Origin of the sequence: Sphingobium sp. PAMC28499, assembly GCF_004795815.1 — a bacterium.
GTDB classification, from domain to species: domain Bacteria; phylum Pseudomonadota; class Alphaproteobacteria; order Sphingomonadales; family Sphingomonadaceae; genus Sphingobium; species Sphingobium yanoikuyae.
The window spans coordinates 3,201,390-3,218,098 of the sequence record NZ_CP039248.1 but is presented as its reverse complement, the minus strand read 5'-3'; the positions used below and the strand labels follow the sequence as shown (position 1 = coordinate 3,218,098).

General features: G+C 64.6%; 15 protein-coding genes. 7 read left to right on the top strand and 8 right to left on the bottom strand.

Going from position 1 to position 16,709, the window contains the following annotated elements; genetic code table 11:
• Positions 1 to 4: 4 nt before the first annotated feature.
• From moaB to E5554_RS15320, 3 genes are read right to left on the bottom strand one after another with little or no spacing between them, the layout of a single operon-like run.
• Positions 5 to 532 (bottom strand): molybdenum cofactor biosynthesis protein B, encoded by a 528-nt coding sequence (moaB, locus tag E5554_RS15330; RefSeq protein WP_136187331.1) that lies wholly within the window; start codon positions 530 to 532, stop codon positions 5 to 7.
• Positions 532 to 2,319 (bottom strand): lytic transglycosylase domain-containing protein, encoded by a 1,788-nt coding sequence (locus E5554_RS15325; RefSeq protein WP_136187330.1) that lies wholly within the window; start codon positions 2,317 to 2,319, stop codon positions 532 to 534. The genes moaB and E5554_RS15325 overlap by 1 nt, the downstream gene beginning before the upstream one ends.
• Positions 2,316 to 3,098 (bottom strand): uracil-DNA glycosylase family protein, encoded by a 783-nt coding sequence (locus E5554_RS15320; RefSeq protein ID WP_136187329.1) that lies wholly within the window; start codon positions 3,096 to 3,098, stop codon positions 2,316 to 2,318. Before E5554_RS15320 ends, E5554_RS15325 begins: the two co-directional genes overlap by 4 nt.
• 81 nt (positions 3,099 to 3,179) lie before the next feature.
• Between E5554_RS15320 and E5554_RS15315 the strand changes: the two genes are divergently transcribed.
• From E5554_RS15315 to E5554_RS15285, 7 genes are all read left to right on the top strand, one after another.
• On the top strand, positions 3,180 to 4,832 hold the full coding sequence (locus tag E5554_RS15315) for an electron transfer flavoprotein-ubiquinone oxidoreductase (protein ID WP_136187328.1): 1,653 nt from the start codon (positions 3,180 to 3,182) through the stop codon (positions 4,830 to 4,832).
• A gap of 25 nt (positions 4,833 to 4,857) precedes the next feature.
• Complete coding sequence (locus tag E5554_RS15310) at positions 4,858 to 6,474, top strand: tetratricopeptide repeat protein (RefSeq protein ID WP_136187327.1); 1,617 nt, start codon at positions 4,858 to 4,860, stop codon at positions 6,472 to 6,474.
• Between the two features lie 71 nt (positions 6,475 to 6,545).
• Positions 6,546 to 7,352, top strand: coding sequence for a 4-(cytidine 5'-diphospho)-2-C-methyl-D-erythritol kinase (locus E5554_RS15305; RefSeq protein WP_247594447.1), 807 nt, complete (start codon positions 6,546 to 6,548; stop codon positions 7,350 to 7,352).
• On the top strand, positions 7,349 to 8,065 hold the full coding sequence (locus E5554_RS15300) for an N-formylglutamate amidohydrolase (protein ID WP_136187326.1): 717 nt from the start codon (positions 7,349 to 7,351) through the stop codon (positions 8,063 to 8,065). The genes E5554_RS15305 and E5554_RS15300 overlap by 4 nt, the downstream gene beginning before the upstream one ends.
• 52 nt (positions 8,066 to 8,117) lie before the next feature.
• Positions 8,118 to 8,474 (top strand): hypothetical protein, encoded by a 357-nt coding sequence (locus E5554_RS15295; RefSeq protein ID WP_136187325.1) that lies wholly within the window; start codon positions 8,118 to 8,120, stop codon positions 8,472 to 8,474.
• Positions 8,474 to 9,865 (top strand): NAD(P)H-hydrate dehydratase, encoded by a 1,392-nt coding sequence (locus tag E5554_RS15290; RefSeq protein ID WP_210729756.1) that lies wholly within the window; start codon positions 8,474 to 8,476, stop codon positions 9,863 to 9,865. The genes E5554_RS15295 and E5554_RS15290 overlap by 1 nt, the downstream gene beginning before the upstream one ends.
• Positions 9,862 to 11,067 (top strand): class I SAM-dependent RNA methyltransferase, encoded by a 1,206-nt coding sequence (locus E5554_RS15285; RefSeq protein WP_136187323.1) that lies wholly within the window; start codon positions 9,862 to 9,864, stop codon positions 11,065 to 11,067. Before E5554_RS15290 ends, E5554_RS15285 begins: the two co-directional genes overlap by 4 nt.
• A gap of 164 nt (positions 11,068 to 11,231) precedes the next feature.
• On the opposite strand, the gene E5554_RS15280 is transcribed toward E5554_RS15285, so the two are convergent.
• The 5 genes from E5554_RS15280 to E5554_RS15260 form a co-directional block, all read right to left on the bottom strand.
• On the bottom strand, positions 11,232 to 12,425 hold the full coding sequence (locus E5554_RS15280) for a type III PLP-dependent enzyme (RefSeq protein ID WP_004207266.1): 1,194 nt from the start codon (positions 12,423 to 12,425) through the stop codon (positions 11,232 to 11,234).
• Between the two features lie 260 nt (positions 12,426 to 12,685).
• Positions 12,686 to 13,858 carry a carboxynorspermidine decarboxylase gene (locus E5554_RS15275; protein ID WP_136187322.1) on the bottom strand — a complete coding sequence of 391 codons (1,173 nt, stop codon included), beginning with the start codon at positions 13,856 to 13,858 and terminating at the stop codon, positions 12,686 to 12,688.
• A 7-nt stretch (positions 13,859 to 13,865) separates the two neighbouring features.
• Positions 13,866 to 14,957, bottom strand: a complete 1,092-nt coding sequence (locus E5554_RS15270) for an alpha/beta hydrolase (protein ID WP_136187321.1) — start codon at positions 14,955 to 14,957, stop codon at positions 13,866 to 13,868.
• Between the two features lie 101 nt (positions 14,958 to 15,058).
• Positions 15,059 to 16,264: a saccharopine dehydrogenase family protein gene (locus E5554_RS15265; RefSeq protein ID WP_136187320.1), complete on the bottom strand. Its 1,206-nt coding sequence runs from the start codon at positions 16,262 to 16,264 to the stop codon at positions 15,059 to 15,061.
• 82 nt (positions 16,265 to 16,346) lie between these two features.
• The gene (locus E5554_RS15260) at positions 16,347 to 16,694 is read right to left on the bottom strand and encodes a GFA family protein (protein WP_136187319.1); all 348 of its coding nucleotides are present in this window, start codon (positions 16,692 to 16,694) and stop codon (positions 16,347 to 16,349) included.
• Between the last annotated feature and the right edge of the window lie 15 nt (positions 16,695 to 16,709).

Here is a 16,709-nt window from a genome sequence, read left to right as displayed (position 1 = left end):
GCGTTTAGCGCTCGGTGAGGCGCGGCATCAGCTCGACGAAATTGCAGGGGCGGAACCGGCTGTCGAGCTGGCTGGCGAGAATGCCGTCCCAGGCGTCGCGGACCGCGCCGGTCGAACCGGGCAGCGCGAAGATATAGGTGCCGCGCGCGACGCAGGCGGTGGCGCGAGACTGGATGGTCGAGGTGCCGATCGACTGATAGCTGAGCCACCGAAACAGTTCGCCGAAACCGGGAATTTCCTTGTCCTGCACCTGGGCCAGTGCCTCGGGCGTGACATCCCGGCCGGTGACGCCGGTGCCACCGGTGGTCAGGATCACATCGACCTGCGGATCGTCGATCCAGGCGTGAAGGCGCGCGACGATGGCGCTGCGATCATCGGTGACGATCAGCCGGTCGGCCAGGACATGGCCCGCGCCGGTCAGGCGCTCGACCAGCGTATCGCCGGACCGGTCATCGGCCAGGGTGCGGGTGTCGGAAACGGTCAGGACGGCGATGCGGACGGGCAGGAAGGTCCGGCCCTCGTCGATCGGCATCAGTCCGATCCGCCGGCGAGCATCGCCCGGCCATCGGCCTTGCTGAGACGCACCAGCTTGACGCCCTTGGCATTGGGGAAGGTCGGCCACATGCCCTGTGCCATGCCGGTCAGGCAATCGGCCTCGCCCTTCGCCTGGATCTGGTACATCCAGTAGTTGCGCATGACGATGTTCACATAGGCGCGGGTTTCATAATAGGGCAGGGACTCGATGAACAGCAGCGGATCGCCCTTGTCCTTCACCTCGCTGTTCCAGCGTTCGACCGGCAGCGGGCCGGCATTATAGGCGGCCATCACCTTGGGCAGCAGGCCGCCGGTCGCGCTCATGTCGCGGAGCGATTCCAGATAGCGCTGGCCATATTCCATGTTGGTGGACGGCACGAACAATTGCGATGCGTTGGACAGGCCGACATCGCCGGCGGTTCCGGGGCGGACCTGCATCAGGCCGCGGGCGCCGGCGCTGGAGACGACGTCCGAACGGAAGCCGGATTCCTGTAGCGTATGGGCGTAGATCAGCGAGGGGTCGACGCGCCAGCCGCCGTCGGGTCGCCAAGCGGGAGCCGGGAAGCGGGCGAAGCTGTCGGGCTGTTTGCCGGCCGGGCCATTATGGGCGAGCCAGAGCTGGGTTGCGGGCAGGTTGAGCGCGCTGGCGAGCCGCAGCAGCGCATCATATTGGGCGGTGCCGCCCAGCTTTGCCTGATAGCGCAAAATCTCGTCGGCGCGGCCATTCTCGCCAATATCGGCCAGCGCGATCGCGCTGCGGACATTGGGGCTGTCCTTGAGCTGGCGCCAGTCATTGTCGCTGAAACGCGCGTTCATCGTCGCGCCGCCCAGCGGCATGCCCAGGCTCTCGCGGGCGAGCAGGCCATAGAATGTCTCGTCGGATCGCGCCGCGAGCTTCAGCATATTCTCGACCTTCTCGGCCTCGCCGCAGACCATATAGGCGCGCGATGCCCAATAGGCGCCGGCCGCGCGCATGTCGGCGTCGCCCGCCAGTGCGGCGACATTGGCGAAGGCCGGGGCGGCAGCGCGGCAATCATTCTGGCGCCAGGCGGCCAGGCCAGTGGTCCAGTGTGCCTGCACGGTCCAGTCGCCGCCGGTACGAGTTTCGAGCGCACGCGCAGCCATGCGGCGCGCGTTGAGATCGTCGCTTTCGATATAATAGGCCCAGGCGACACGCTGGCGCACCTCGGTCAGGCCTTCGGGTGTCAGCCCCGCTTCGCCGGCGGAAAGCAGCCCTTCCGCGCCGGCCGGATCGTCATTCTTGATGAAGGTCAGGATCTGGGCCGACAGGCTCTGGGCCAGAACGTCCGTCTTGCTGCCGCTGACATATTGGCGGCGCGGGGCGGAGCCGAGCCATACCAGCTTCTGCACCTGCGGCAGATCGGGCAGGATGGTCGCGCCGCGCTTCTGGGCCAGGCGGGAAAGCTGGTCGGCCTTGGGCAGCCAGGCTGCCTTGTTGACGAGGTCGAGCAGGTCGAACAGCTCGACGCGCGGCGACCCCTTGGCAAGATAAAGTTCCGACAGGGCGAGCGGGCGGACCGCATCCTGTGGATCGAGCGTCAGGATCATCGCCTTGGCATCAGACCATTTCTGGTCACGTAGGGCGGCGAAGATGGCATTGTAACGCGCCTTGTCGCCATCGGACAGCTGCAGCGGCGTGCCGGCGGTGGAACTGGTCGGCAAGGTGGGGAGGGTTTCGGCCGCCTTGGCGCCGGCCGGGATCGCCAGCGCCGCGCTCATGCTGAGCAGGGCAAGGCTGGAAATACGGGTTGCAACGCGAATCACGGGCGATCTTCCTCAATCAGGCTTTGCAGGGCGCGCCAGCATTCCGCCTTGGCCGCGGGCTGGCTGAGCAGCAGGCGCGGATGGAATGTGGCAATGGCGGGCACAGTGCCGCCTTCATGGTTAAAGGGGCGTAAACCGGCGGGCCGGTCGGCGCCATCGGTCGGAAGCAGCGCACGGGCCGTCCGATCGCCCAGCAGGAGCAGGCGGCGCGGCGCAGCGAGATGGACATGGAGCCTGATGCGATCGGCGACATGCGCCAGATCGCTTGCTTCCACCATGCCGCCGGCGGGGCGGACGGTGAACAGTGAGGCCAGGCAGATATCGTCACGGCGCAGGCCGATGGCCCGCATCATGGCATCGAACAGAGCGCCCACGCGATCGGCGAACAAATGGCCCGCGCCGGCATCTGCCATGTCAGGCATGTCAGTGATGACCATCAGCGATGCTTCGGCCGGGCCGGTCGGCAGGATCGGGGTGCCGGGCCATTTGCGTTCGGGCTGGGCCGAATCACCGGCAAGCCATTCGAGATAGGCGTCGAGCGTCTTGGGTTTTTCGGGCGGCGGCGGAGCAAAGGCCTTCGCAGCCTGCTCGGCCAGCTGGGCGCGCGTCGGCTGCGGCCGCAACCAGTTGACTGGTGCTTCCGCTACGGCGCCGTCCACCCCCGCCAGCGACCACCACGCCAGATAGGCGTCAGGCGCTGCGGCTCCAAAGTCCCGCTCTAATCCCCGCATCACGATGCCCTTGGGCCAGAGGTTGACGCGAGGGTCAAGAATCTTCATCGCGTGGAATGTCAAAACGTTGGAGTAATAAGGCGACCGGATGGCCGGACATGTGCTGGCGGGCGCCTTTATGGAGGGATTATGAGCGAACGGGATTCGATGCCCTATGACATCGTCATCGTCGGTGGGGGACCGGCTGGCCTGTCTGCAGCGATCCGGCTGAAGCAATTGGCCAATGCCGCCGGGCAGGAACTGGCCGTCTGCGTGCTGGAAAAGGGGTCGGAAATCGGCGCCCATATCCTGTCGGGCGCGGTGGTCGATCCCAGGGCGCTGGATGAACTGATCCCCAACTGGAAGGAGCAGGGCTGCCCGATGGCCGATGTTCCGGTCACCGACAATCAGCATTGGGTGTTGTCCAAGGCGGGCAAGATGGCGATGCCGCACATCATGACGCCGGGCTGGATGCACAACAAGGGTACCTATACCGGATCGCTGGGCAATCTGTGCCGCTGGTTGGCCGAGCAGGCCGAGGGGCTGGGCGTCGAAATCTTCCCCGGCTTCGCCGCCGCCGAAATCCTCTATAATGAGGATGGCAGCGTGAAGGGCGTCGCGACCGGCGACATGGGCATTGCCCGTGATGGCGAGCGCAAGGCGGACTATCAGCCGGGCCTGGAACTGCACGCCAAATATACTTTCTTTGCGGAGGGCGCGCGCGGCCACCTGACCAAGATCCTCAAGCGCCAGTTCGACCTGGAGGCCGATTGCGAGCCGCAGGTCTATGGCCTGGGGATGAAGGAATTGTGGGACATCGATCCCGCCAAGCATCAGCCGGGCCTTGTCATCCATACGCAGGGATGGCCGCTAACTGACGCATATGGCGGCGGTTTTCTCTACCATCAGGCCAATGGTCAGGTTGCGCTCGGCTTCGTCGTGGGCCTGGGCTATCGCAACCCGCACCTCTATCCGTTCGAGGAATTCCAACGCTGGAAGCAGCATCCGGAAATCCGCAAGTTCCTGGAGGGTGGCCGGCGCGTTTCCTACGGCGCGCGCGCGATCAACGAGGGCGGCTGGCAGTCGATCCCCAAGCTGGTCTTCCCTGGTGGCGCGCTGATCGGTTGCTCGGCCGGCTTCGTCAACGTGCCGCGCATCAAGGGCAGCCATACCGCCATGAAGTCGGGCATGCTGGCCGCCGAGGCCGCGTTCGAGGCGATCCAGGACGAGCGCGCGCGCGACGTGCTGCACGATTATGAGGATCGGCTGCGTTCCAGCTGGATCGCGGATGAACTGAAACTGGTGAAGAATGCCGAGCCGCTGCTGGCCAAGTTCGGCAACACCATCGGCACGCTGCTGGCGGGCATCGACATGTGGATGCGCACGCTCAAGATCGGCCTGCCCTTCACCATGAAGCACAAGCCCGATTGCGAGAAATTGTGGCGCAAGGACCAGTGCGAGAAGATCGCCTATCCCAAGCCCGATGGCGTGATCAGCTTCGACCGTCTTTCCTCGGTGTTCCTGTCGAACACCAATCATGAGGAGGACCAGCCGGTCCATCTGCAGTTGAAGGATCCGTCGGTCCCGATTTCCTACAATCTGCCCCTTTATGACGAGCCGGCTCAGCGTTATTGTCCTGCCGGTGTCTATGAAGTGGTCGGTCTGGAAGAAGGGGAGCCTCGCTTCCAGATCAACGCGCAGAATTGCGTCCACTGCAAGACATGCGACATCAAGGACCCGACCCAGAATATCAACTGGGTCGTGCCCGAGGGCGGTGGAGGACCGAATTATCCGAACATGTAAGGGCCTGATTCCAGGACTGTTGCTGATGCTGCCGGTCGCGGCCGGCGCATCGGTTGATCCCGATATGGCCTTGCATGCCTATGCCCGCGCGCGCCTTGCCGATGGTGAAGGCGCGCTGGGCGTTGCGGTCGACAGCTATCGTGTGGCCCTCGCCGGCGATCCGACCAGCCTCGCCATTGCCCGTCGTTCCTATGTTCAGGCATTGGAAAGCGGCGACATGCCGCTGGCGCTGCGATCGGCCGCGTTGCTGGATGAGGGCGGCATGCTGCCGCGCGACGGCACCTTGCTGCGGATTTGCGACGCATTGGGGCGCAAGGATTGGGCGGCGGCGCAGACCTTCACCGATCGCCTGGTGGAGGAAGGCAATTTCTCCTTCCTCGCCCCGGTCGTGCAGAGCTGGATATCGCTGGGCCAGCGCCGCTATGTGGCGCCCGTCATCGACGGTAAGGACAAGTTCGGGGCGCTAGGCGCCCGCTATCTCGACGAGCATCTGGCGTTGCAGGCCATGGCGCGGGGCGACAAGGAAGAGGCAATTGGTGCGATGCGCCGCGCCTTGGCCTTGCGCGTGACGGATGACGAAGCGCTGCGCCTGACCTTCGCCGCGCAACTGGCCGGGCGCCGGGCGAAGGCGGATGCCCTGGCTCTGCTGCCCGCCGATGAAGCGAGTTTCGCCAAGGCCCGTACGGACGTTGCCCGCGGCAAGGTGCCGGGAGCGATCGCCGCGCCCTTCACGCCCAAGCAGGGCTTTGCCCAATTGCTGGCCCGCCTCGCGGTCGACATCGCGTCCGACGAAACGGGCACGGCGCTGGGCATTCGTCTGGCGCGGATCGCGACCTTTGCCGATCCGGCCGCGGCCGAGCCGCATCTGGTGGCGGCGAAGCTGCTGGTGGCGGGCGATCTCGCCAATTATGCGGCGGTGGAAGCGCGCAAGGTGCCGGTGACTGGCTGGTACGGCGCGCTCGCCCAGGCGGAGTTGGTCGAGGCACTGGCGGCCTCGGGGGATCGCGACGGCGCGATCGCACTGGCGCAAAGCCTGGTATCGGCTCCTAATGCCGAGCCAGAACGCCTTGTAAGACTTGGACGATTGCTGGCGGATTCGGGAGATTTCGACGGCGCTGCGTCGGCTTTCCATCGTGCGCAGGCGGGCTATTCGGCCGACAGCCTGCCTTGGGCGCTGCTGTTGTTTGAAGGCAGTGCGCTTGAGCAGGGGAAGCGGTGGGACGAGGCTCGTGCGGTGTTGGAAAAGGCGGCCGTGATGGCCCCGAATGAACCGGTCATCCTCAATTATCTCGGCTATGCCCAGATCGAACGGCGGCAGAATGTCGATGTGGCGCTCGACCTGCTAAAAAAGGCGAGCGCGCTCAAGCCCCAGGATGCCTCGATCACGGACTCGCTTGGCTGGGCCAAGTTCGTGACCGGCGACGTCAAGGGTGCTGTCCCGGTGCTGGAACGCGCCGCGGCCGGGGCGCCCGGCGATGCCACGATCAACGAACATCTGGGCGATGCATTGTGGACCGCTGGTCGTCGCTACGAGGCGCGCTATGCCTGGCGCGCAGCGGCCGTCTTCGCGGAGGGGGATGTTGCCAATCGGCTTGACGCCAAGGCCCGCGAAGGGCTGAAACCCGAATATGCAGCGCCCTGAGATTGCATCGAAATCCTGTGAATATATCCGGACAACTAACTGAAACTGCTTATGCAAAGGTCAATCTGGCCTTGCATGTGCGAGAGCGCCGCGCGGATGGCTATCATGCGCTGGAAAGCCTGTTCGTTTTCGCCGAGGACGGGGACATTCTCCATGCCCGGCACCGCGATGACGGCGTCATCACGCTCGCCGTGGAAGGCCCTTGCGGCGCGGGCCTGAGCGGTGACGATGACAATCTGGTCATGCGCGCGGCGCGGCGCCTTCAGGCGGCCACAGGGGTAACGGTCGGCGCCGATATTCGGCTCGACAAGCGACTGCCGGTTGCATCCGGCATTGGTGGTGGCTCGGCGGACGCCGCCGCGACGCTGCGCTTGCTGACGCGTCTCTGGAACTTCGCGGTAGAAGATACTGTATTACAGCAATTATCTCTGTTGCTTGGCTCGGACGTGCCGGCCTGCTTGGCCAGTACCACGCAGTTGGTGCGCGGCCGTGGCGAACTGCTGGAGGCGCAGGCGCTGGATGATCTGTCGAGCCGGCCGATGCTGCTGGTCAATCCGCGGGTTGGCGTCTCGACGGCGTCGGTCTTTGCCGGTTGGGACAGGATCGACCGCGGCCCGCTCGATGCGCTGGATATTGATGGGCTCGCGCGCGCCGGCCGCAATGATCTGGAGGCGCCGGCCCGGCTGTTGGCGCCGGTGATCGGTGATGTGCTGCAGGCGTTGCAGGCGCAAGCTCCCCGACTGGTGCGCATGTCCGGATCGGGCGCGACCTGTTTCGCGCTGTTCGATGACGGGCAGGCAATGGCGCAGGCCGCAGCGGCCCTGCGCCGCGATCATCCGGATTGGTGGGTGATGGAAACGAGGATCAGGACATCATGAGCGAAGCCTTCACCACCATGCGCGAGGGCGATCTCGACCTGCTGATCATCGTCGATCATGCCTCGGCCCATGTCCCCGATGATATCGACCTGGGCATCGATCCGGCGCTGCTTCGCGAACATATTGCGATCGACATCGGCGTGGCGGAGGTCAGCCAGTTGCTCGCGGCGCAACTGAACTGCTCCGCGATCCTGGCCGGCATCTCCCGCCTGGTCATCGATCTCAACCGCGAAGAGGATGCACCCGGCCTGTTGCCGGTGATGAGTGACGGCCATGCCATTCCGGGTAATCGGGGCGCTGATCTGGCCGAACGGATGCGCCGCTTCCATCATCCCTATCATCAGCAGGTGGCGGCCATGCTTGACGGCATGACGTCACCCTTCATCCTGTCCGTGCATAGCTTCACACCGCGCCTGGCGAGCGATCCGGCGCAGCAGCGGCCCTGGGACATCGGCATTCTCTATAATCAGGATGATCGGGCGGCGCGGATCGCCATTCCGATGCTGGAGGCGGCGGGGCTGAATGTCGGCGACCAACTGCCCTATTCGGGGCAATTGCTCAATGCGACCATGAACCGCCATGCGGAAGCCAATGGCATCCCCTATCTGGGGATCGAGATGCGGCAGGATCTGGTTGGCGATGCTGCCGGGCAGCGCCGCTTTGCCGATCTGCTCGGGCCGATCGTGCTGGAATGCCGTAACCGGCTGAGTTGATGGTCGGGCCTGGCGCGCCGGGCCATAGAGGATGTCGAAAGGGGATATTCTGATGGGGCTGCGATTGTCTGGCGCACTGATGCTGGCGGGGCTGGCCCTGGCGGGATGTGACGGCAAGGGCGGCGGGAGCGGGGCGATCGCCGATGACGACAACTTGATCGACTGCGCGATCGGCAAGGGCGATTGGTCGCGAGAATGTGGCGTCGAACGCGAGCGCGGCCTGCTGACCCTGCGTCATCCCGACGGCGGGTTCCGGCGGCTAAGGATCGTGCAGGACGGGCGTGGCCTGGTTTCGGCCGATGGCGCCGAGGAGGCAAAGCTCACCATAATCGGCAAGGGGCTCATCGAAGTAACGATCGGTGCCGACCGGTATCGGCTGCCCGCTACCGTCGCAGCCAAGCCGAATTGATGGCGCCCGACCCGATATTGACGGCAGCAGCCATGCGCGCGGCCGAGCAGGCGGCGTTTGATGCTGGCGTCGATCCCTATGAACTGATGGAACGAGCCGGTGCGGCGGCGGCGCAGATCATCTGGCGTGCCGGGCATCGACGGGACGCGCTGGTCCTCTGTGGGCCTGGCAATAATGGCGGTGATGGCTTTGTTATTGCGCATATATTGTGCGAACTGGGTGTGCCGGTGCGGGTTGCCTCCCTGGGTGACAGTCGCACTGCATCCACCCTGCGGGCCAGGGCATTGTGGGACGGCCCGGTAGAGTCGCTGGCCGATGCCGCGCCGGCGGCACAACTGGTCGACGCGCTGTTCGGCACGGGGCTGACGCGCGGCCTGGATGCGGCGGTGGCGGAGCGGCTTGGCGAATTGGTGGCGTATGCCAATCACAGCTATGCGATCGATCTGCCCAGCGGGGTGGGGACGGATGACGGCCTGCTATTGTCGGCGGTGCCGAAGTTCGACGTGACGATCGCATTGGGCGCATTCAAGCCCGCGCATCTGTTGCAGCCAGCTGTCAGCCTCATGGGGAAGCTTGTGCGGGCAGACATCGGCCTCGCCATGCCGCACGACATGCATGTGCTTGCACCGCCGCGGCTTCGTGCGCCTGACGCCGTTGCGCATAAATATAGCCGAGGTCTGGTTGGCGTTGTCGGCGGCTCCATGCAAGGCGCGGCAGCGCTGGCGGCAGCCGCGGCGGCCCATTCCGGTGCCGGCATGGTGAGGCGCTATGACGCTTCACCGTGTGAAACCGGGCCGCACGCCATCGTTCATCAGCAGATTGAGGATGAAACTGTCCTCAGCGATGCTCTTTCCGACCCTCGGCTGGCGGCCCTGCTGGTCGGTCCGGGATTGGGCCGGGAGGATGGGGCACAGGTGCGGCTTGAGGCAGTGCTGGCATGCGGACGGCCGCTGGTGCTGGACGCCGATGCGCTCACCTTGCTGGCAGGAAGGGCGCCTACCCATGTCCCGGCCGGATCGATCCTGACCCCGCATGAAGGCGAGTTCATCCGCCTGTTCGGCGATCTGCCGGGCAGCAAGATCGACCGGGCGCTGGCCGGCGCGCGCATGGCAAGGTCGGTTGTCGTCTATAAGGGCGCGGATAGCGTGATCGCCGCGCCGGATGGCCGGGTAGCGGTGGCGCGGAGCGCTTCGACCTGGCTGTCCACCGCCGGCACGGGCGATGTGCTGGCTGGCCTGGCGGCCGGACGACTGGCCGTGACCGGCGATCCTTTTCGTGCGGCGTGCGAAGCGGTCTGGCTGCATGGGGAGGTTGCACGCCGGGCCGGGCCGGCTTTTGTCGCGGATGATTTGCTTGCCGCGCTTCCAGCCGCTATCGGCTCGCGGCTGTGACCCAAGATAATGATCTCATCCTCCGCATCGCCGCCAAGGGCGATGGCGTGACCGCCGATGGGCGGCATTTCGCGCTGGTAGCACCGGGCGACCGGATTGCTGCCGACGGCAGCATCATCGCTGGCCCGCATCATGTCGACGCGCCCTGTGTCCATTTTCCCGGTTGCGGTGGCTGCGAACTGCAGCAGATCGACGAGCCGAGCCTCGCTGATTTCGTCAGCGCCCGCGTGACCGGTGCGCTGGCCGGGCAGGGCGTAGTGCCGCAGATGGTGCTGCCGGCCCATGTCTCGCCGCCGCGCACGCGTCGCCGTGCCTCGCTGCGTGCCGCGCGGCAGGGCAAGCGGATCACCATCGGCTTTGCCGAGCAGGGCAGCCATGTTCTGGTCGACCTGACGATGTGCGAGATACTGGATCCGCGCCTGTTTGCACTGATCGCGCCGCTGCGGACGATGCTGTTGACCTGTCTGCCCGACAAGCGCGCCGCGCATGTGCGCATGTCGCTGACCGATCAGGGCGTCGACCTGCTGCTGGAAGGTGTGAAGGTCGAGGGGTTGGCGGCGGACGAGGCGCTGGGAGATTTCGCCCGCGGGCACGCTCTGGCACGGCTGACCATCGACCAGGGCGATGGCCCTGAGACGCGGTGGGAGCCCGAGCCGGTGACCGTCAGCTTCGGCGGCGTGGCGGTCGGCTTCCCGCCTTATTCGTTCCTGCAGGCGACCCCCGATGGCGAGGCTGCGCTGGTCAAGGCGGTGCAGGACGCGTTGCCCACCACCGGCGCGGTGGCTGACCTGTTCTGCGGCCTTGGCACCTTTGCGCTGGCGATCGGCGCCAATCGGCCGGTCTATGCGGCGGAGGGCGCGCGCGATCTGGTGTTGTCGCTCAAGCTCGCCGGCCATCGCGCGCAGCGGCGCATGGTGGCGGATCATCGCGACCTGTTCCGTCGGCCGCTGACGCCTGAGGAACTGAACCGCTTTGCCGCCGTGGTGATCGATCCGCCCCGTGCGGGTGCGCGCGAACAGGCGATGCAACTGGCGCAGTCGACGGTGCCGCTGATCGCCTATGTCTCGTGCAATCCGGGCAGCTTCGCCCGCGACGCCGCGCATCTGGTGGCGGGTGGCTATGTGCTCGACAGCGTCATGCCGGTCGGCCAGTTCCGCTGGTCGACCCATGTCGAGCTGGTCGGGATTTTCCGGCGCCCCTGAGCGATTTTCTGCGAAGTTCACACCGTCGTGGAGGGGCACAAATGCCCCAAAGAAAATCCCTCGCTGCGAGGGGGCGGCAGCGAGGGATATAGTCTCTCGTTCGATCCTCGGCCTATGCGGGCCGTTGGACGGGCATCCTCTCCTAAAGGGGAGCGGCGCCCGTCTTAACCGAGCTTGATGACAGTTGCGCGACGACGGGCCGGCAGCGTTTCGGCATAGAGGCTGGCCATCGGCTCGTCCGACACTTCGATCGTCGATTCCGAGGTGAAGCCGTTGAAGCCGGTGCGCATCGCCGCGCCATAGGCGCCGAGCATGCCGATCTCGATATAGTCGCCGACCTTCACGTCCGCCGGGAGCATGAACGGGCCAACCATATGGTCCATGTCGTCGCAGGTCGGACCATAGAAGGAGAAGCCTTCCAGCTCTTCCTCGCTCTCATCCTCGCGCAGCAGGGCGACGGGGAAGCGCCAGCCGATATGCGCGGCATCGAACAGCGCGCCATAAGCGCCGTCGTTGATGTAGAGTTCCTGACCGCGGCGGCGTTCGACACGCACGATGATCGAGCTATATTCCGCCGACAGCGCGCGGCCGGGTTCGCACCACAGTTCCGACGAGTAGCTGACCGGCAGGCTTTCGAAACCGCGATGGATCGCTTCGAAATAATTTTCGAGCGCGACCGGCTCCATGCCCGGATAGATGGACGGAAAGCCGCCGCCGACATCGATGATGTCGACCGTGACGGCCGCGTCGACGATCGCGGCGCGCACGCGCTCGATCGCATCGCTATAGGCCTGGGGGCTCATCGCCTGGCTGCCGACATGGAAGCAGATGCCCAGCGCATCGGCGGCCTGGCGGGTTGCCATCAGCAACTCGCGGGTCTCGCCCAGCTCCGCGCCGAACTTCGACGCCAGGCTGAGTTCCGAATGTTCGGACGAGACGCGCAGACGCACGCATAGCTCCAGATCGGTCGCATCACCGGTGGCGCGCATGATCTTTTCCAGCTCGTCAATCGTGTCGAGCGAGAAGGTGCGCACGCCATGGACATGGTAAGCTTCCGCGATCGCTTCCTCGGCCTTGACCGGGTGCATGAAGCAGAGCTTGGCCTTGCCTTCGAGCGTTTCGGCAACGAGACGCACTTCGGCAATCGAGGCCACGTCGAAATGCGTGATGCCCGAATCGAAAAGCGTACGGATCAGATCAGGAGACGGATTCGCCTTGACTGCATAGAGCGAGCGACCCGGAAACTTCTCAGTGAAGAAACGGGCGGCCCGAGCTGCGGCTTCGGGACGGATCAGCGTTACCGGTGCTGCCGGTGTGAGGGCGGTCGCTACCCCCAGCGCGCTATGATGCTTGTGCAACTCAAGGGACCTCCAGTGTAGTTCAGGGCGAAAAAGCTGCCTTGCGGTGGAAGTCCCATGGGGCAGCGAGCGGCCGATATATGCGGTGGGGTCCCCCCTGTAAAGCGCATATGAAAATTTTGTTGCGCAGCCCGCTATGAAACGTGCGTCATGCTGGATGGGTTGTTGAAAAGACAGGATATTTCGGCCGGGTGAAAGATAGTTTCCACGGAATTAACGCGGAATTTCACACGCCCGGCCGGGCAAAATCAGGAATGGAATCAGGACAGGCGGCTCTTGAAATCCGCGTAGGAAAAGCTGCGGATTTCCCGGAGTTCATCGCTCTGGGAATTCCATAGCCAGATGGCCGGCAGGGGCACGCCGTTGAAGGTGTTGGTCTTCACCATCGAATAATGGGCCTGGTCCAGGAAGGCGATGCGGGCGCCCGGTTCGGCGCCGCCGGGCACCCGATAATCGCCGATGATATCGCCCGCGAGGCAGGATGGACCGCCCAGGCGCGTGACCGGGCCTTCGTCCTGCTCATGCAGCATGGCGGGGCGATAGGGTGCCTCGATCACGTCGGGCATGTGGCAGGTGGCGCTGATGTCGGTGATGGCGACGGGCATGCCATTGTCGATCACGTCCAGGATCTCGCCGACCAGGATGCCGGCATCGAGCGCCATCGCCTCGCCGGGTTCGATATAGAGTTCAAGGCCCGTCTGCGCCTTGATCGCCTGAAGGAAGGCGATGAGGTCGTCGATCTGGTAGTCGGCGCGGGTGACATGGTGGCCACCGCCGAAGTTCAGCCATTTGAGGCCGGCGACATGGGGCATGACGAACGGCTCGATCGCCGCCCAGGTGCGCTGGAGCGGCAGGAAATCCTGTTCGCACAGATTGTGGACGTGGAGGCCGTCCACCCCGTCCAGATGTTCGGCGCGCAACTGGTCGATCGGGAAGCCCAGGCGGCTGTGCGGCTGCGACGGGTCATATTTGGGCACCTCGCCCTCTGGGTGGAGGGGGTTGATGCGCAGGCCGATGTCGAAGATGCGGCCTTCTGCGCGCGCGGCGTCGATCACCGGCTTCATCCGGGCGATCTGGCCGGGGCTGTTGAAGATCACATGGTCGGAAATCTTGAGGATTTCGGCGAGATCGTCGGGCTTGTAGGCAGCGCAATAGGTTGCGACCTCGCCCTGATATTCCTCGCGGCCAAGGCGAGCCTCATAGATGCCCGAGGCGCAGACGCCGTCGAGATATTCGCCCAGCACGCCGCCCAGCGACCACATGGAGAAGGCCTTGAGCGCGCCCAGCACCTTGATGCCGGCGCGGTCACCGATATCGCGCAGCACCGACAGGTTGCGCCGCACAGCAGCCTCATCGACGACGAAGGCGGGCGAGGGGACGCGGTACAGGTCGAAATGGGCGAAAGCGGCGGGATCGCCAGCCTTGGTTTCCATGAAATTATTACTCCTGATCCGCCAGTGGGCGGACATCGTTGATCAGGGCCTTGAGGACCAGGCCGGGTTCCTCGACCATCGGCATATGGGCCGAATGCTCGAACCAGATGGTCTTCTTGGCGGGGGCTTTCAACCGGTCCATCCACTGCGCGGCGAGCGGGGAGGGCACGGTATAGTCGATGCGGCCGAGCAGCATGATCACCGGCAGCTTCATCTCGTGGACCTTGGCGAAGCTGACATCGGCAACCCGCGGCCACAGGGTCGTGGTCGAAAATTCGCTGCCTGCGCCCCAGGCCTTGCGGTCTTCGGGCGTATAGTCGGGCGACAGGCGCGGTGTCTGGAAATAGAGCGTCGGGTCGGGCCGGTCGGCCATCAGCGAGCCATAGGGAATGGCGTAGCGGCGCCAGCCATCCGCCTTGTCGATCGTGAACGGTCCGCTGTCCGGATAGGGGGCGAGCGCCTCGATCGCCTTCACGGCATCGGTATTGCCGGCCTTCCTTGCCTGCGCGATGGTCCAGTCCATGCCCATGCGCTCGCCAGCGCGGAAGTCGATCGCCTGGCCCATGCCGATATAGGCATAGAGCAGGTCGGGCCGCTTGATCGCGACCGAGAGGCCCACCGCCGAGCCCCAGCTATGGCCGAGCAGGAAGACCTTGCGCTTGCCATAGCGGGCCTTGAGATAGTCGATCAGTTCGATGGCATCGTCGCGGTAGCGATCCAGCGTCATGGTCGGCGCGATCGCCTTGGGATCGTTCAGCGCATAGCTTTTGCCCGCGCCGCGCTGGTCCCACTGGACGACGGTGAAGAAATCCTCCCATGGCCGCTGGAAGGACCAGGCGAAGGGCATTTCCACCGCGCCGGGGCCGCCATGGACATAGAGGAGGATCGGGTTGGCCCGATCGGCGCCGCGCACATTGATCGCCTGCCGCGCGCCGCCCAAGGTCACGACGAGATTTTCCTGCACGCCGTTCGGCGTAACGATGCGGTTGACGTCGGCGACGATGGCCTTGGCCGGAGCGTAGGGATCGGCGGGTTGCTGCGCAGAAACCGGCGCTCCAAAAAGAGAAAGCGCCAGAACGGCGCTCATCAGCTTTCGCATTCCATCCCCTCCATCATCCCGCTGTCACGGATCAGCATGCCGCCCCGCTCCTATGAACGCGAGGTCCAATGAGTGGGGTGGCATGTGATATCGCGTGTCGCTTAGAAGGCCAGCGGCGCGTCCAGTTCCTTCACCTGCCAGGGCAGGCCATGCTTGTTGAGCATGTCCATGAAGGGATCGGGATCGAACTGCTCGATGTTGAACACGCCTTCGCCCTTCCAGGCGCCGGTCAGCATCATGGCGGCGCCGATCATCGCCGGCACGCCGGTGGTGTAGCTGACCGCCTGGTTGCCGGTTTCGGCATAGGCGTCCTCATGGTCGCAGACCTGATAGATATAGACGGTCTTTTCCTGGCCATCCTTCTGGCCGGTCGCGATGTCGCCGATATTGGTCTTGCCCTTGGTGGTCGAGCCCAGGCTCGACGGTTCGGGCAGAACGGCCTTCAGGAACTGCAGCGGAATGATTTCCTGGCCATTGTAGATGACCGGATCGATCCGGGTCATGCCGACATTCTGCAGCACTTCGAGATGCTTGAGATACGCGTCGCCGAAAGTCATCCAGAAGCGGATGCGCTTGATTTCGGGATAGTGGGTAGCGAGGCTTTCCAGTTCCTCATGATACATGAGGTACATGTTCTTTTCGCCGACCTGATCGAAGTCGAACACCTGCTTGTGGCTCAATGCCGGGCCTTCGACCCATTCGCCGTTCAGCCAGTGGCGCGACGGGGCGGTCACTTCGCGGATGTTGATTTCCGGATTGAAGTTGGTGGCGAAATGCTGGCCATGGTCGCCGCCATTGCAGTCGAGAATGTCGAGCGTGTCGATCGTGTCGAGCAGATGCTTCTTGATGTAGCTGGCGAAGACGCTGGTGACGCCCGGATCGAAGCCCGAACCCAGCAGCGCCATGATGCCGGCTTCCTTGAAGCGCTCCTGATAGGCCCACTGCCAGCTATATTCGAACTTGGCGGTGTCGCGCGGTTCGTAATTGGCGGTGTCGAGATAGTCGGTCTTGGTCGCGAGGCACGCGTCCATGATCGCCAGATCCTGATAGGGCAGGGCGAGGTTCACGACCAGCTTGGGCTGGATCTTCTGGATGAGGGCGATGGTCTCTTCGACATTGTCGGCGTCGACCTGGGCCACGTCGATATCCACGCCGACCAGCTTCTTGACCGATTCGGCGACCTTCTCGCAGCTGACGATGCGGCGGCTGGCCAGCGTGATGTGGCTGAAAATATCAGGGTTCATCGCCATCTTGTGGACCGCGACAGACCCGACGCCGCCTGCGCCGATGACCAGAACCTTGCTCAATTCAACTGCTCCATAACTGTGGTCGCGCCGGACGCGCGAAAGCGCCCATATAGGGGCGTCGCGTGACAGAGCAAAGTCAGAGTTAGAAGCTGGCCCCATCCACCTTCTGGATGGTCAGCGCGTCGATATCGATCGAGGGCACACAGCGCAGGTTGATCGCCCGCATGTCCCCCTGTGGCGATTTGCCGAGCGCGAAGGCTTCCGTCCCGCAGGTCTTGCAGAATTGATGCGTGATGGCGTGCTTGTAGAAGAGATAGTCAGTCAGTTGATCGGCGCCGCTGTCGAGGCGGAACTGGTCGACGGGAACGAAGGTCAGGACGAAGCCCTTGCGGCCGCAATGGGAGCAGTTGCAGCTCATCGCCTCGCTGGGCGGGTCGGCATCGACGGTGAAGGTGACGGCGCCGCAATGGCAGCTTCCGCAATAGGCCATCCTCGTTCTCCTTCT

What these genes read in the sequence shown, in the direction of transcription:
- E5554_RS15270 (WP_136187321.1), bottom strand. Translation starts at nt 14,957, where the DNA reads ATGCGAAAGCTGATGAGCGCCGTTCTGGCGCTTTCTCTTTTTGGAGCG.
- E5554_RS15295 (WP_136187325.1), top strand. Translation starts at nt 8,118, where the DNA reads ATGGGGCTGCGATTGTCTGGCGCACTGATGCTGGCGGGGCTGGCCCTG.
- E5554_RS15310 (WP_136187327.1), top strand. Translation starts at nt 4,858, where the DNA reads ATGCTGCCGGTCGCGGCCGGCGCATCGGTTGATCCCGATATGGCCTTG.
- E5554_RS15320 (WP_136187329.1), bottom strand. Translation starts at nt 3,098, where the DNA reads ATGAAGATTCTTGACCCTCGCGTCAACCTCTGGCCCAAGGGCATCGTG.
- E5554_RS15290 (WP_210729756.1), top strand. Translation starts at nt 8,474, where the DNA reads ATGGCGCCCGACCCGATATTGACGGCAGCAGCCATGCGCGCGGCCGAG.
- E5554_RS15260 (WP_136187319.1), bottom strand. Translation starts at nt 16,694, where the DNA reads ATGGCCTATTGCGGAAGCTGCCATTGCGGCGCCGTCACCTTCACCGTC.
- E5554_RS15315 (WP_136187328.1), top strand. Translation starts at nt 3,180, where the DNA reads ATGAGCGAACGGGATTCGATGCCCTATGACATCGTCATCGTCGGTGGG.
- moaB (WP_136187331.1), bottom strand. Translation starts at nt 532, where the DNA reads ATGCCGATCGACGAGGGCCGGACCTTCCTGCCCGTCCGCATCGCCGTC.
- E5554_RS15300 (WP_136187326.1), top strand. Translation starts at nt 7,349, where the DNA reads ATGAGCGAAGCCTTCACCACCATGCGCGAGGGCGATCTCGACCTGCTG.
- E5554_RS15275 (WP_136187322.1), bottom strand. Translation starts at nt 13,858, where the DNA reads ATGGAAACCAAGGCTGGCGATCCCGCCGCTTTCGCCCATTTCGACCTG.